We start from the raw sequence: 12,113 nt of genomic DNA, 5'->3' as shown, positions 1-12,113 counted from the left end.
ACGAGGGCGACTCCGGCGTCCGTGCGTCAGTTGGCGCGCGGGATGACGGGGTCGCGCCGGTGGCCGTTGGCGTGGGGCTGGTGCCGGCCGAAGCCGGTCTTCTCGCCCACCTTGGCGCGCACGATGCCCGCCGCTCCCTGGACGGCCGGGTGGTCGGCCAAGGAGCGGTAGGCGCGCACGATCTGGTCGTAGCGCTGGCGTCCGGCGCGCGCCCCTAGGACGTAGCCGACGGCGGCGCCGAGCAGGATGCCCTTCATGAGGTGGTCCTCTCCTGGAGATCGTGCCTGGTCACACCCCTTCCTACCGCACGAGGAGGGGGGTGTGCGCGAGCACTGTTCCTGATGCGCTAGAGTTACGTGCTGTCGGGCCGAGAGGCCCGGCCTACAACAGAACATTCCCCCTTAGCTCAACGGCAGAGCATTCGACTGTTAATCGAAGGGTTACTGGTTCGAATCCAGTAGGGGGAGCGCGATGGCAGCCCCAGGTCCACCGGCCTGGGGTTTTGTCGTCTCATGGTGGCCGGGTACCCCCGAGTCACCCGATTGTCACACCGTCCGGGCCGGTTTCTTGGGGCAGGCTGAGCCGCATGGCCGACCGCTTCGCCAACCGCCGCCGGATCACGTCGCTCGACCCGGAACGGGACCACGTCGAGATCATGCGCGTCTCGTCCGGGTACGAGTTCCCGTGGGACTACGTGCGGTCGCTGGAGTTCGCCTTGTTCCGGACCTACTGCGTGCCGTCGATCTCGGCGTTGCTGGCGAAGACGGGCGAGTTCGAGCGCCGGCCGCAGCGGCGGTACGACGACACGGCGTTGCTGATGGCCGAGATGGTGGAGCACGGCTACGACTCGCCGCGGGGCCGTGAAGCACTGCGCGTGGTCAACCGGCTGCACGGCCGGTACGAGATCTCGAACGACGACATGCGGTACGTGCTGTCGACGTTCATCTTCGACCCGATCGAGTGGATCACCCGGTACGGCTGGCGGCCCCTGACCGACCACGAGCGGCTGGCCGCGTTCCACTTCTACTCCGCCGTGGGCGTCCGGATGGGCATCAAGGAGCTGCCACCCACCTACTCCGCTTACCTGGCGTTCAAGCGCGAGTACGAGGAGCAGCACTTCACCTACAGCGACACCAACCGCGCCATCGGCCAGTACACGCTGGACCTGTTCTGCTCCTGGTACCCGGCGCCACCTGCGCTGACGTCCCGCGCGGTGCTGGCGATGCTCGACGGGCCGATGCTCACCGCCTTCGGCTTCCCTGCACAGCCGGCGTGGCTCACCAGAGCCGCGCGAACGGCCCTGCGCGCCCGCGCCACCACCGTCCGCCTCCTCCCGCCTCGCAGGACACCCCGCCTGACCAACGACCCGAAGAACCGCAGCTACCCGGGCTACCCGACGGGCTACCGCCCAGCCGACCTCGGAGCCCCGTAGTCCGCCAGTGCACAGCTTGGTCACGCCGCCCGGGTTGTCGAGACGCCGGGCAACCACCCTCTGTACCCTCCGGAACCGCACGTCAGGGGGGCGGTAGCTCAGCCGGTCAGAGCAGCGGACTCATAATCCGTCAGGTCGTGGGTTCGAACCCCACCCGCCCCACTGTTCGAGCTGGTCAGAGGGGTGGCGTTGAATCGGAGCATGATCAACGCCACCCTTTTGCCCCACTTTACGGGCGGAACCCCTTAACCGCCTCCAGCGCGTCGGCCGCCTTGCGGCTGGTCACCCTGCGCGCCATGTAGACGTCCTGGGTCGTGCTGACCTTGGAGTGTCCGAGCTGGTCAGCGATCTGCCGACCGGTCAGCCCCGCCTCGTCCAAGATCGTCGCCACCGATTTCCGGAAGGTCCGGAAAGTCACCCACGGGTAGCCCGCTCGTTCCCGGAACTCACGCCAGCGGGCAAGCGTGTTGTGCTTGTCGCGGAGGCCGCCGAGCGAGTTCGGGAACACCGGTCCGGCCAGGTCCTTCTCCGCGACCCCGAAGCGTTCGGCGAGCCTGGCGCGCCGCTCACGCAGGACGGCAGCCAGCCATCCGGGCAGCGGCAACGCGCGTTCCGACACGTCCGTCTTGCCCTGGTTGATCCGCTGGCCCTGGCCCTTGACGCGGATCAGGCTGCCGCCCCAGTCGACCGTCCCGGCTTCCAGGTCGAGGTGGTGCCACTGCACCGCCAGTCCTTCCCCGGTCCGTTCCCCAGTGCCCGCGTACCAGCGCGCCAGGTCCGGCAGGTCGTGACGAACGGCGGTCTCGTCGGTGTCCAGCTTGGCCAGGAGGTCGGCCAGCTCGTCCAGCGACAACGCCCGAGCCCGCACCTTCCGGCCCTCCAGGCGTTCTACGTCTCGCACCGGGTTGACCGGAAGGGCGCCGTGCCGGACGGCCAGGCCGCAGACGCCGGACAGGATCGTGCGGACCGTCTTGGCGGTGGCCGAGCTGTGCAGATCCTGCGCCGCAGCCACCACCCTGCCCAGCCGAGGCACCGTCAGCTCACGAACCCGAAGGTCACCGATCGCGGGCAGCACCAGGCCGTTGAGCCTGTTCTCGTAGGTCTCCTTCGATGTGGACGACCGCTTGCCCGCGTCAACGGCCCGTTGGAACTCCCTCAACCACAGCTCAGCGGCCGTGCGAAACCGCATGTCCGGCGTAATGCCCTCCGAGTCGACCGGGGTCGTGCGCTCTGCGAGTGCCTTCTTCAGCGCCCGAATCGCCGCCGCTTGTGTCCTGCCCCGGCGTTCCACCGGCCGGGTGACCCCGTCGAAGTCGCGGAAGTTCGTTCTCGCACGCCAACCCGCCGAGTCCTGATAAGTGCGGATCGTGCCGTAGGTGCCGAGCGGCAGCGGTTGACGTGCCATCACGCGATCCCGTCCGGCAGCGACTCGAACCACGCCTTGACCTGGTCGGGCACGAAGCGCACGTACTTGCCGACGCGCTTGCCAGGTGGCCCGTAGTTCTTGCTGCGCCACTGGTAGAGGGTGTTGACCGGGACGCCCAGGAAGTCGGCGACCTCTTTCATCCCCCAGAGCTTGCTCATGCTGCTACCTCCTGTTCGTACCGTTGTTTGCGCTGTTCGCGGGTTCGTTCCGCGATGGCCAGGGCCAGTTCGCGTTCGGCATCGTCGGCGTAGCCGGTGCCGGTGTAGGTCCAGTCGTTGACCAGCAGGACCGAGCCGGGGTCGTGGCCGAGCTGGTCGAGCATTTCGGTGGTGCGGAACGCGCGGCGTTCGCCCCGGATGGCTTTGAAGGTGGTGGAGTAGGCGCGGGACTTGCTCAGGAAGTGGCCGCGGAAGGCGAGCATGTGTGCCCAGCGCCGCAGGTTGAGCTTGGCCAGGTACTCCAGGTCGCCGAGGTCCCAGGCGGTCTGGATGATCCGGCGGTGGTGGGCGTGCACCCGCAGGTGGTCGATGTCGAGCTGGGAGCGGATCGGCCGGTCGGCGGCCTCGCTCTTGCCGGTGCCCTTGGTGGCGTACTTCGCGACGTAGCCCGCCAGGCGGGACTCGCTGATCTCGCCGTCCGCTTCGACCTCGTGGGCGCTGGTCGGGCGGATGCGCCGCACGTCGACCTGCGAGCCCCAGCGCAGTGTGGTCACGGTGCCGTCCGGCAGCGCCTGGTCCAGGGCGACGGCACGAGCGGCGCCGGTGATGGCCGCCTCCAGCAGCTCCGCCGACGCCCATTGCGGTGTCGGGTCGGTGGGTCCGTCCGGGCCGTCCAGGCGGACGACGGCGTGGAAGTGGACCAGGCCGCGTCGCTGGTACTCGGCGACCTTGGCGTACGAGAGCCGCGCGTGGTCCTTGAACTCGCGCACCGGCAGACCGGCCGCCTTCATCAGCTCACGCTTGAGCGTGGTGACGAACCGGTGCCACAGTTCCCCGGCGTTGGCCTGCCACAGCACCGAGCCGACGTAGTCGTAGGTGTCGGGATCCAGCGGCGTGCCGATGGCGGGGTCGTCGGGGTGGTGCCAGGTGCCGCACGCGCACGGCAGCGTCTTACCGCGGCTTGTGGTGCGCCGGTTGTGGACCGGCCCGAACGACGGCGCGGTCAGGGTGGCGAACACGCGCGGCTTCTCCGTGACCGAGGTCGGGACGCCCTTGGAGCCACCGGCCAGGCCCGCGTGCATGAGGTGGTAGGCGTCGGCGGCGTACCGGTCGGAGCACGAGGGACACACGGACTCACGGCGGTTGCCGCAGGGGATGAACACGTCCCCGCCGTGCCAGTCCAGTAGTGCCCCGGTGGCCTGGTCCTGGACCTGCCAGCCACCGGTCATCCGGATCGGTTGGGCGCAACCACCGGTCGCGGTGACCTTGTCGCGCCAGGTGCGGTAGTCGACGCGGCGCAGCCGGTCGGCGATGCGGTCTTCCATGGTCAGCACAGACGACACCTCCTTTCAGTGGTTACAGGTGGTGACGAACGCCAGCTGGCGTCGGTAGACGGAGCGTGACGAGAAACGGGGCACGGCCAGGGGAGTGGCCGTGCCCCGCTCATGAGGGCAGGTAGGGGTTCCTGCCGTGGATCAGGTGAAGGCGTGCCCGTTGTGGGCCGCGACTTCGGCGACGATGCGGTCCGCGAGATCGGCCGGGACGCGCACCGCCTGGCGGACGTCGTCGGCGGTCAGCACGCGACCTTCGGCGGCGACCTGGTCGACCTTGGCCTTGACCGCGTCACGGATCGGGTCCGGCAGCTTGAGCCGGGTACCGGTGGCCAACGCCGCCTGGACCGGCCGTGCCGCAGCCGCGGTGGGCGCCGGTGCGGGTCGGGGCGTGGTGGTGTTGGCGGCGCGGTAGGCGTCGGTGATGGCCTGGTTCATGCGTTGCTGGATCACGGGCATGACCTCGGCGACGCCGAACACCACGACCGGCACCATGACGTGGATGGCGAGGTTGCCGACCTCGAACCGCTCACCGGCCCGCACCGCGATCGTGGGGTAGACGTTCATGAACAGCGTCGAGCCGAGCAGGACGCGCTTGAGCCAGTCCACCCACTTGGAGTCGACCGGCACGCCCCGGTGCAGCACCTCGGACTCGAACACCAACAACATGATCAGAATCCCGGCGAGCATCGGTTCGGCCAGCCACGCCGCCCACCACAGCGGGTCGGTGACCGAGCGGTGACCGGCGAGGAAGTCCTGGACCCCGGCGGTGGTGAAGCCGAGGCCCAGGGCGAGGAAGAACCACATGCCGCGCGTGATCAACCGGCGTTGCGACTCGATCCGCACCGCCACCATGTCGGGGTCGTCCACCAGGCCGCGCAGTTGCGCCGACTCGGCCTTCTTGCGGCGCAGGCCCACGACCCGTTTCGTGACCCCCGCCTGAACGTCGATCCCGTCGGAGTCGTCGGCCCGCACCGGTGTCACCTCGTCGGGTTGAGCCGCGCGAACAGCTCGCGACCGGCGGGTGTGATCTCCAGGTGGTCGGCGTTGAACGGTTCGCCGGACTCGTCCTTCAGCACGCGGGTCTGTCCCGCGATCAGACAGCCGTGCTCCTCCAACAGGGCGATCACCTCCGACTCGTCGTAGGTGGCCTGTCGCGCCTGCTCCGCGTGGTCGTAGAACCATCCCGACGGCCCACCCGGGCTGCCCAGACGGGTGTAGAGCCGGTCAGCGATCGCTGCGCGCAGCATCTTGACCACATCGTCCTTGATCCAGTCCGGCGGATCGGTCTTCTTCCAGTCCGGCAGCGGCGGCATGTTCCCCGTCTCGGGCATCAGATGTTTCCTTCCCATTCGGTGTTGTGTGGACGAGCGGGTTGCCCGACGGCGGATCAGCCATCGGTGCGCAGGCGCTCGATCAACATCTCGTAGCCGTCGCGGCCGTTGTCGGTCAGTGACACAAGGTCGACTGCCATCGGTTCGCACTCGTCGTCGAAACCCAGGTGATGCGGCTCCAGCCACAACATGCCGCGCGACTCCAGCCACTCCACGACCGCGCCGTGATCAGGGCTGAGGCGATACGACGACTCGCGGGACCAGCAGCACCAGGCCGTCGACGACACGGCGTTGGACTGGATGTACAGGGCCCCGCCGCGGGCCAGGTCCATCACCTCCACCATCAGCAGCACCAGGTCATGAGGAAGTTCGTCGACGATGCGGGAGGAACTTCCGAGGTTCGGACCCGTCATCGGCGTGGCGTTCCTTCCCTGTGTTCCATGGACAGTCGGCGGTAGTGGTCCGCCTCCCAGGACAGCTCCACGTAGATCTTGTGGGCGAGTTCGGCCGCCTCGACCGCCTTGCCGTCGGGCAGCACGCCGTTGTCGTCGGCGTAGCGACGCACCAGGTCGTCGTACTCGGCCGCCCACCCGGCGACCAGCCGCAGGTTCGACAGCTCGGCCAGCACAGCCGCAGCAGTACGGGTGGGCTGCTTCAGGTCGAAGGTGAAGCGGTCGGCGTGGCTCATCCGGCACCCCGCAGGTTCGACCAGCGGGCACGCATGGCGTGGCCGGAGTTCGTCAGAGCCAGCACGTAGGCGTTCTTGCGGATCACGCCATGCAGTTGAGTGGTGAACTCGCCTTGGGCCGCGTAGCGCTGCTTGATCAGCGACTCCACCACCGTGGCGACGTCGTCATCGGCATGGCGGCAGTGCCCGTCACCATCGAGCACCACCACCCTGCCGGACGGGTCGAGCTGTCCGACCAAACCGGCCGTGATGTCGGCGAGCACCTGCGGCACCAGGTCCGGAGTACCGCCGAACCCCGCCACCGCCACCGGCTTCTGCCCGGACGTGGCAGCGGACCGCTTCCAGTCATCGGCGAACAGATCGGCCTGACCGGGGTCGATCCCGCCGCGCGGTCGAGGAGCACGGGTTGCGCCACGGGCGCGGATCCGGGCCATCACAGCCGCCCGCGTCGGTGCTCGACCTCACGGCGGACGAAGTCCCGCAGGATGTAGAACACCGCCACCACACCGGACAGGGCGAGCACGAGCGTCCACACGAAGAAGGCGCCGGTGCCGTTGACCTGGTAGACGACGAACAGCACCCCGCCCACGACGGCGAGGAACAGCGCGAACCGCCACGCTGCCCACAGCCGGATACCCAGGTTCCACATGGTTGTTCCTCCACTTCGGATCACGTGATGTGCTTGCGCGGCAACGGGAACTGCCGCAAGAGACGTGTGAGAGGTCAGGCGACCGCGTGCAGGCGCGGACGACCCGAGGTGACGAACGCGACCAGGTCGCGGATGTCCTGGTCGGTCTGGAAGGAGGCGCGCACACGCAGCGGGTTGCGGGAGCCCTGCTCCACCACGAACCCGATCCCGGCGTGCGCGGGGTCCAGCGGGATCTCGTCAGCCAGCGCACCGCGCAGCCGCATCCCGTCACCCAGGACCATGTCCACCTGGCTCTGCGAGGTCACCGACAGGCACACCCGCGCGGTGAACAGCTCCCGGACCGGGACCGTGTCCTTCGTCGGCTCCTGCACGTAGCCGCACACACCGAAGCCCGCCGCCCGACCCTGCGTCATGATCTCCGAGAGCAGCTTGAGCACACCGCGCACCTCGGACGCCGGACCGTAGGACGTCATCATGCCCAGCTCATCGATCTGCAACAGCCGCAACGGCGTCTCCACCGACGGCGTGAACTTCCGCCTACCCTGCTCCCGCAGCACCGCCTGCCGCGCCTTCAACTCGTCGCGGAACGACTCGACCACCGACACCGCATCGGCCCACTCGATCGCCCGGCGGTGGAACAACGGAGCACCGATCTCGGTCTCCATGCCCTCCTTCAGGTCGATCACGTCCGGCAGCACCACACGGTCCCGCAGCAGCGGAGCCATGCCCCGCAACGGCGACCACAACAGCGAGCCCTTGCCCGAGCCCGTGGCACCGGCGACGAACAGGTGCTGGCCGAGGAGCGACTGGGTCCAGGCCGTGCCGTACTCCGTGTCGCCCAGCTCGATCGCGCCCAGGTCGACCTCGTCGGCCGCGTGCGGCAGGTCGATCGCCGGGATCGGGTCGGAGCCGAACGGGTTCTCCCGCTCGATCACCAGGCCGATCACCTGCGGCTTGATCTTCACCACCGCGACCCGCTGCGCCAGCAGAGCGTGCGCCAAGGCGTCCGCGCGCTCCTCGAACAACGACGGCGTCTGCCCGCGGTTGAGCCGCACGTGCAGCGTGTCGATCGACGGCGACGCCGACCGCACCCGCAGGATCCGGGGCACCACCATCGCGTCGGTACGGCGGTTGACCGTGACCAGTCGCAGTCCATCAGGATGTCCGCCCACCGGCGCCCCACGTAGGTCAGCCACCGACGACGCAACGCCCGCAGCCACGGCGCGGCCACCTGGTCGAACGACGCCGGATGACCCCGATACCAACCCGCCACGCCCAGCAGCGCGCCGCCGACGAGACCGCCCGTGGTCGGCAACCCCAACTCCACCGCGCTCTTCGCGACCGCAGCGGCCAGACCCGGCGGGACCGTCGCCATACCGGGGTGCTGGAAACCCCACTTGATCGCGCGGAACTCCAACCCCGGCCTACGCGTCGGTTTCGGCATGACAGTCACCCCATTTCACTAGATCCTGGAAACCAGGGACCCGACCAGCCACACTCGGCGTGATCGGGCCCCTGGCAAGAAATCGCACCGCCGGACGGCGGTCTAGACATCCTTCAAATACGGCTTCACGTCCTGCATCGCGACCGCCAAGTCCGCGACCGCACGGGTCACCGCCTTGTGCTGACCGGTGAAGCGGAACCGCGCGAACGGCATCCCGTCCACCGCCTCCTTGAGCTGGTTCATCGCCTGGTCGATCGCGTCGACCGCCTGATCCGCGCCGTAACGAGCCGCCATGATCAGACCCTCCAGTTCCGCGAGACCAGCTCCGCCTCGTACTTCTTCGCGTCCTTCGTGAACTCCTCGATCTCACGGACCGCCTTGTCGCACAACGACTTCAGCTCATCCGCGTCCGGCACCGCCCACGCGTCCGCCGGGATGTCCGCGTCCTCCGCCTTCGCGATGAACCCCCGCACGTGCTCGTCCACGGTCTCCTGCAACAACACGATCGCGGCCCGGAACGTTGCGTAGTTCTCCTGCGCCGCCTTGTTCACGATCTCCACCACATCCACCTCCCGTTAATCGCTTCCAATCGGCCGTCTGATGTGAATCGGCCGGCCTTCCTTACGAGACAGCGCACCCGACGCCACCACCGACGGCACGTCAGCCGCGATGTTGTCGAACTCCTTCCACTCGACAACCGTGGACAACTGCTCATCCGTCGCGAAACACGTCAGCGACACCTCCACCCCCTCGGGGCGCACCGTCAAAGCTACAATCGTCTGACGATCATCTCCGTACCAAAACGGTGTCGCATCCTCGGACAACGCGCGGATCTCATCGCGCGTCATCTCATGCTTGTCCGAACCACCCATCACAACTCCCCTCGCTCACAACACCCGAAGAGACCACGCCCACCACGTACATCACGTGGCAAGATCCCCTTCATGGAGGAACACGAACGGACCGACCTCATCCGGATCAAACTCGCCCCATGGACGGGCCTCGATGGGACGAACAAAGAGAGGCCGTCAAAGAAACGGGAGCAATCTTTCAGAAAAGTGCCGGAACGTGGATCATCGAAACCGACAGGGACGCTCTCCCCGTCGACACGGTAAACCGGCTCTATGAGATAGCCGCCGAATACGGCACTCAAGTCCACGTCATCATCGGCAAGGACTAACGCCCGCGAGCCGCACGGCAGGTGCCAGGGCATCCACATTCCTGGCACCGCCGAACATCTCGGCACATTATGCCGAATTTCGGCATGGATCTATCCACTGTGGAATTCTCAAGGAACAAACGGAACTCCCGCTCGCGGCAGCACGGCCTACTCCGACGAAGCGGTGCGGTTCACGTGGCCACAGGAGCCCGATTCTCGAAACGGACAGGCAAGCGCAGGACAGATCAGCCGAGCGGCTTCAAGCCCGCTGCGCGCCACGCCAGACCGGACACGGTCTCGCCCTTGCCGTTCTTGAAGCTGTACGGCGACACCGTCGCGCCCACCAGCTCCACCAACGTGCCGTCCTCGAAACCCGGACCCGGGTCCGTCCCGAGGGTCACGCGGATCTCCTCACCCTTCTGCCCCTTGGACTTCGCGAACACCGACACCACGAACTGGGACACGCCGTCCCGGTCCGTCACGATCTCCGAGGTGCCGTCCACCTCACGCGTCTTCAGCGCGGGCTCCTCCGTCACCATCAACCGCCAACCGCTCAACACCACCGGGATGTCTCGCACGTCTGCCTCCATTGATCGCGGAGCACGGGGTACTCCTCTAGACAACTCCATCATGCCTAGACGTCTAGAGGAGTCCAACGGCAGAGATCCGTTGCTTTTGCGAAGGGTCAGCGGGCCGGGAAGTCGTATTCGAGCAGGTAGGCAGGTGCCACCTTCACCGTGTCACAGACCTCTACCGCGACTCCGTCGGTGTCATAGGCGGTCCGGAGCACGAGCAGGACAGGCACGCCGTCGCCGATCTCCAGCGTCCGCCGTTCATCAGGCGTCGGCATCCGCGCGCCGACTTCCTCGGTGAACTTGTCCAGCACGTAGCCTTGCTCCTCAAGGCGGGCATAGATCCCACCAGGCCCCGAGTCAGGTTCTTCGATCCGCGTTCCGGTCGCCATCGCTGCGGGGATGTAGGAAACGGCCGTCTCCACCGGCCGGCCATCGGCCAGGTACCGTCGTGCCCGGATCACGACCTCTGCGTCTGGCTCGAGCCTCAGCCGTTCGGCCACGCCACGCGGCGGGATCCCTCGCGTCACCGAGATTTGATCTACGCCAGGCTGGTAGCCGACCTTGTCCGCCTCCACGAGGAACGCGGCTTTGCCGTCCTTGCGGTGCTTGCGTGCGAACCGATCCGAGGCCATGCGTCGAACCGGCGGCATCGGGCGAACGAACGTGCCTTTGCCGTGCTCAGCCATCACCAAGCCCTCGTTGCGCAGCTCCTGAAGGGCGTTCCGCACGGTCATCCGAGCTACCCCGAAGTGCTCGATGAGCTGGGCTTCGGAGGGCAGTTGCTCGCCCGGCGCCAGCGCACCCGAGCGCACGGCCTCTCTGAGCATCGCGGCGATCTGCTTCGCAGGCGACTGATCAAGGCCGCGGTCGACCTGGCCCAGCTGTAGCATCCGCTCGCTCCTCGCAGCTTGTCTAGATGTGTTCTAGTCTTTCACATGCCGAGCGAAGGGCAGTGGTGTTGATGACTGGCACGCCGAAGCACTCTGTGAGCGTCGCGGGCATCGTGGTGGACGACAGTGACCGCGTGCTCGTGATTCGTCGCCGAGACAACGGACACTGGGAAGCTCCAGGCGGAGTCCTGGAGTTGGCCGAGTCCTTTGAGGACGGCGTCCGGCGTGAGATCGCGGAAGAGAGCGGCATCACGGTCGAGGTCGAACGACTCACCGGCGTCTACAAGAACATCACACGCGGCGTTGTTGCTCTCGTTTTCCGTTGTCGCCCGTTGACGATGAACACCACGACGACGGATGAAGCGAGCGCCGTTCGCTGGATGACCCGCGACGAGGTCCGCGAGCATCTTGACCCGGCGTACGCCATCCGCGTATTCGACGCCTTCGAGCAGCAGACCCAGCACCGCGTCCACGACGGCGTGAACCTTCTGCCGGCCTGACCTGCCGCCGTCGCGCGCGTGTTCAGAGTTTCTTTTCTTCATCAAGGCGGCCCCTGGCGGGGCCGCTCGGCCGCGCTCTGTCCTCCCCGCTCGCCAGGTCCTTTTCGGCCCCGTCCTTGTGTCGCTCGGGCAAGCGGGCGGGGCCCGGCCTTCGGCCACCCACCCGCGCCCGGCGACGGGAGGTAGGGCCGGACCGGGCGAGCGGGACAGCGGCCGACCGACCCCGCCAGGGTCCGCAAACCCGAAAGATCATGTCCTCGCCGGACGGGCAGGCCAGCAGGATGACCGAGACCGCCGTGACAGCTCGCGAACCAGCGGGGACCGGGTTTCGTGTCATCCCGCCCACCTCCACGAGGGCAACCACACGTGTCAAGGGGGCAGGCCCAGCCCAACAGTCCAGAATGGACGGAAGGTGTGCCCCCTTGACACCAATGCCGTTTAGTTAGGCGGTGTTGGTGAAGATGTGCAGGTGGGGCGGGCCGGCATGGCGGACTGTGACGTGGTGGGGGCGTTTGAGGAGTTTCGCG

At 67.5% G+C, this 12,113-nt stretch carries 18 protein-coding genes and 2 tRNA genes; 4 read left to right on the top strand and 16 right to left on the bottom strand.

Going from position 1 to position 12,113, the window contains the following annotated elements:
- Window positions 1-26: 26 nt before the first annotated feature.
- A complete protein-coding gene (locus tag ADK67_RS44880) occupies window positions 27-257 on the bottom strand; it encodes a hypothetical protein (protein ID WP_053722728.1) in 231 nt (76 codons plus the stop codon).
- Window positions 258-395: 138 nt separating this feature from the next.
- On the opposite strand from ADK67_RS44880, the gene ADK67_RS44875 reads away from it, so the two are divergent.
- The 3 genes from ADK67_RS44875 (at window position 396) to ADK67_RS44865 (ending at window position 1,594) form a co-directional block, all read left to right on the top strand.
- Window positions 396-467: transfer RNA gene (locus ADK67_RS44875), tRNA-Asn, on the top strand.
- A 119-nt stretch (window positions 468-586) separates the two neighbouring features.
- A complete protein-coding gene (locus tag ADK67_RS44870; RefSeq protein WP_053722727.1) occupies window positions 587-1,432 on the top strand; it encodes an oxygenase MpaB family protein in 846 nt (281 codons plus the stop codon).
- 87 nt (window positions 1,433-1,519) lie between these two features.
- Window positions 1,520-1,594: transfer RNA gene (locus tag ADK67_RS44865), tRNA-Ile, on the top strand.
- Between the two features lie 67 nt (window positions 1,595-1,661).
- Here the strand turns inward: ADK67_RS44865 and ADK67_RS44860 are convergent.
- The 15 genes from ADK67_RS44860 to ADK67_RS44790 all read right to left on the bottom strand — a co-directional run bounded on the left by ADK67_RS44860 (window position 1,662) and on the right by ADK67_RS44790 (window position 11,086).
- A complete protein-coding gene (locus ADK67_RS44860) occupies window positions 1,662-2,837 on the bottom strand; it encodes a site-specific integrase (protein WP_053722726.1) in 1,176 nt (391 codons plus the stop codon).
- Window positions 2,837-3,016, bottom strand: coding sequence for a helix-turn-helix transcriptional regulator (locus ADK67_RS44855; RefSeq protein ID WP_053722725.1), 180 nt, complete (start codon window positions 3,014-3,016; stop codon window positions 2,837-2,839). Before ADK67_RS44855 ends, ADK67_RS44860 begins: the two co-directional genes overlap by 1 nt.
- Window positions 3,013-4,350, bottom strand: a complete 1,338-nt coding sequence (locus ADK67_RS44850; protein WP_053722724.1) for a replication initiator — start codon at window positions 4,348-4,350, stop codon at window positions 3,013-3,015. The genes ADK67_RS44855 and ADK67_RS44850 overlap by 4 nt, the downstream gene beginning before the upstream one ends.
- A gap of 141 nt (window positions 4,351-4,491) precedes the next feature.
- Entirely contained in the window at window positions 4,492-5,322 is an 831-nt protein-coding gene (locus ADK67_RS44845; RefSeq protein WP_231648681.1) for a hypothetical protein, read from the bottom strand.
- A gap of 5 nt (window positions 5,323-5,327) precedes the next feature.
- Window positions 5,328-5,681 (bottom strand): hypothetical protein, encoded by a 354-nt coding sequence (locus ADK67_RS44840; protein ID WP_053722722.1) that lies wholly within the window; start codon window positions 5,679-5,681, stop codon window positions 5,328-5,330.
- Between the two features lie 56 nt (window positions 5,682-5,737).
- Window positions 5,738-6,094 carry a hypothetical protein gene (locus ADK67_RS44835; RefSeq protein ID WP_157621603.1) on the bottom strand — a complete coding sequence of 119 codons (357 nt, stop codon included), beginning with the start codon at window positions 6,092-6,094 and terminating at the stop codon, window positions 5,738-5,740.
- Window positions 6,091-6,369 carry a hypothetical protein gene (locus tag ADK67_RS44830; RefSeq protein WP_053722720.1) on the bottom strand — a complete coding sequence of 93 codons (279 nt, stop codon included), beginning with the start codon at window positions 6,367-6,369 and terminating at the stop codon, window positions 6,091-6,093. Before ADK67_RS44830 ends, ADK67_RS44835 begins: the two co-directional genes overlap by 4 nt.
- Window positions 6,366-6,806, bottom strand: a complete 441-nt coding sequence (locus tag ADK67_RS44825; protein WP_157621602.1) for a hypothetical protein — start codon at window positions 6,804-6,806, stop codon at window positions 6,366-6,368. Before ADK67_RS44825 ends, ADK67_RS44830 begins: the two co-directional genes overlap by 4 nt.
- Window positions 6,803-7,018, bottom strand: coding sequence for a hypothetical protein (locus ADK67_RS44820; RefSeq protein WP_053722718.1), 216 nt, complete (start codon window positions 7,016-7,018; stop codon window positions 6,803-6,805). Before ADK67_RS44820 ends, ADK67_RS44825 begins: the two co-directional genes overlap by 4 nt.
- 74 nt (window positions 7,019-7,092) lie before the next feature.
- Window positions 7,093-8,130, bottom strand: a complete 1,038-nt coding sequence (locus ADK67_RS44815; RefSeq protein ID WP_231648680.1) for a cell division protein FtsK — start codon at window positions 8,128-8,130, stop codon at window positions 7,093-7,095.
- A 434-nt stretch (window positions 8,131-8,564) separates the two neighbouring features.
- On the bottom strand, window positions 8,565-8,756 hold the full coding sequence (locus ADK67_RS44810; protein WP_053722716.1) for a hypothetical protein: 192 nt from the start codon (window positions 8,754-8,756) through the stop codon (window positions 8,565-8,567).
- Between the two features lie 2 nt (window positions 8,757-8,758).
- The gene (locus tag ADK67_RS44805) at window positions 8,759-9,022 is read right to left on the bottom strand and encodes a hypothetical protein (protein WP_157621601.1); all 264 of its coding nucleotides are present in this window, start codon (window positions 9,020-9,022) and stop codon (window positions 8,759-8,761) included.
- 15 nt (window positions 9,023-9,037) lie between these two features.
- Window positions 9,038-9,334: a hypothetical protein gene (locus ADK67_RS44800; RefSeq protein ID WP_157621600.1), complete on the bottom strand. Its 297-nt coding sequence runs from the start codon at window positions 9,332-9,334 to the stop codon at window positions 9,038-9,040.
- A gap of 532 nt (window positions 9,335-9,866) precedes the next feature.
- A complete protein-coding gene (locus ADK67_RS44795; RefSeq protein WP_053722978.1) occupies window positions 9,867-10,199 on the bottom strand; it encodes a hypothetical protein in 333 nt (110 codons plus the stop codon).
- Window positions 10,200-10,306: 107 nt separating this feature from the next.
- Window positions 10,307-11,086 (bottom strand): GntR family transcriptional regulator, encoded by a 780-nt coding sequence (locus ADK67_RS44790; protein ID WP_053722713.1) that lies wholly within the window; start codon window positions 11,084-11,086, stop codon window positions 10,307-10,309.
- Window positions 11,087-11,157: 71 nt separating this feature from the next.
- Here ADK67_RS44790 and ADK67_RS44785 point away from each other — a divergent pair, with 71 nt between their 5' ends.
- Entirely contained in the window at window positions 11,158-11,586 is a 429-nt protein-coding gene (locus tag ADK67_RS44785; protein ID WP_053722977.1) for an NUDIX hydrolase, read from the top strand.
- Window positions 11,587-12,113 lie beyond the last annotated feature (527 nt).

Source organism: Saccharothrix sp. NRRL B-16348 (assembly GCF_001280085.1).
Classification (GTDB): domain Bacteria; phylum Actinomycetota; class Actinomycetes; order Mycobacteriales; family Pseudonocardiaceae; genus Actinosynnema.
Note: the sequence above shows the minus strand (reverse complement) of the source record. Positions and strands in the feature narration are given on the sequence as shown.

Excerpts from the sequence above, each read along its gene's own strand:
- ADK67_RS44880 (WP_053722728.1), bottom strand. The coding sequence starts at position 257 with ATGAAGGGCATCCTGCTCGGCGCCGCCGTCGGCTACGTCCTAGGGGCG.
- ADK67_RS44870 (WP_053722727.1), top strand. The coding sequence starts at position 587 with ATGGCCGACCGCTTCGCCAACCGCCGCCGGATCACGTCGCTCGACCCG.
- ADK67_RS44860 (WP_053722726.1), bottom strand. The coding sequence starts at position 2,837 with ATGGCACGTCAACCGCTGCCGCTCGGCACCTACGGCACGATCCGCACT.
- ADK67_RS44855 (WP_053722725.1), bottom strand. The coding sequence starts at position 3,016 with ATGAGCAAGCTCTGGGGGATGAAAGAGGTCGCCGACTTCCTGGGCGTC.
- ADK67_RS44840 (WP_053722722.1), bottom strand. The coding sequence starts at position 5,681 with ATGCCCGAGACGGGGAACATGCCGCCGCTGCCGGACTGGAAGAAGACC.
- ADK67_RS44835 (WP_157621603.1), bottom strand. The coding sequence starts at position 6,094 with ATGACGGGTCCGAACCTCGGAAGTTCCTCCCGCATCGTCGACGAACTT.
- ADK67_RS44830 (WP_053722720.1), bottom strand. The coding sequence starts at position 6,369 with ATGAGCCACGCCGACCGCTTCACCTTCGACCTGAAGCAGCCCACCCGT.
- ADK67_RS44820 (WP_053722718.1), bottom strand. The coding sequence starts at position 7,018 with ATGTGGAACCTGGGTATCCGGCTGTGGGCAGCGTGGCGGTTCGCGCTG.
- ADK67_RS44810 (WP_053722716.1), bottom strand. The coding sequence starts at position 8,756 with ATGGCGGCTCGTTACGGCGCGGATCAGGCGGTCGACGCGATCGACCAG.
- ADK67_RS44800 (WP_157621600.1), bottom strand. The coding sequence starts at position 9,334 with ATGGGTGGTTCGGACAAGCATGAGATGACGCGCGATGAGATCCGCGCG.
- ADK67_RS44790 (WP_053722713.1), bottom strand. The coding sequence starts at position 11,086 with ATGCTACAGCTGGGCCAGGTCGACCGCGGCCTTGATCAGTCGCCTGCG.
- ADK67_RS44785 (WP_053722977.1), top strand. The coding sequence starts at position 11,158 with ATGACTGGCACGCCGAAGCACTCTGTGAGCGTCGCGGGCATCGTGGTG.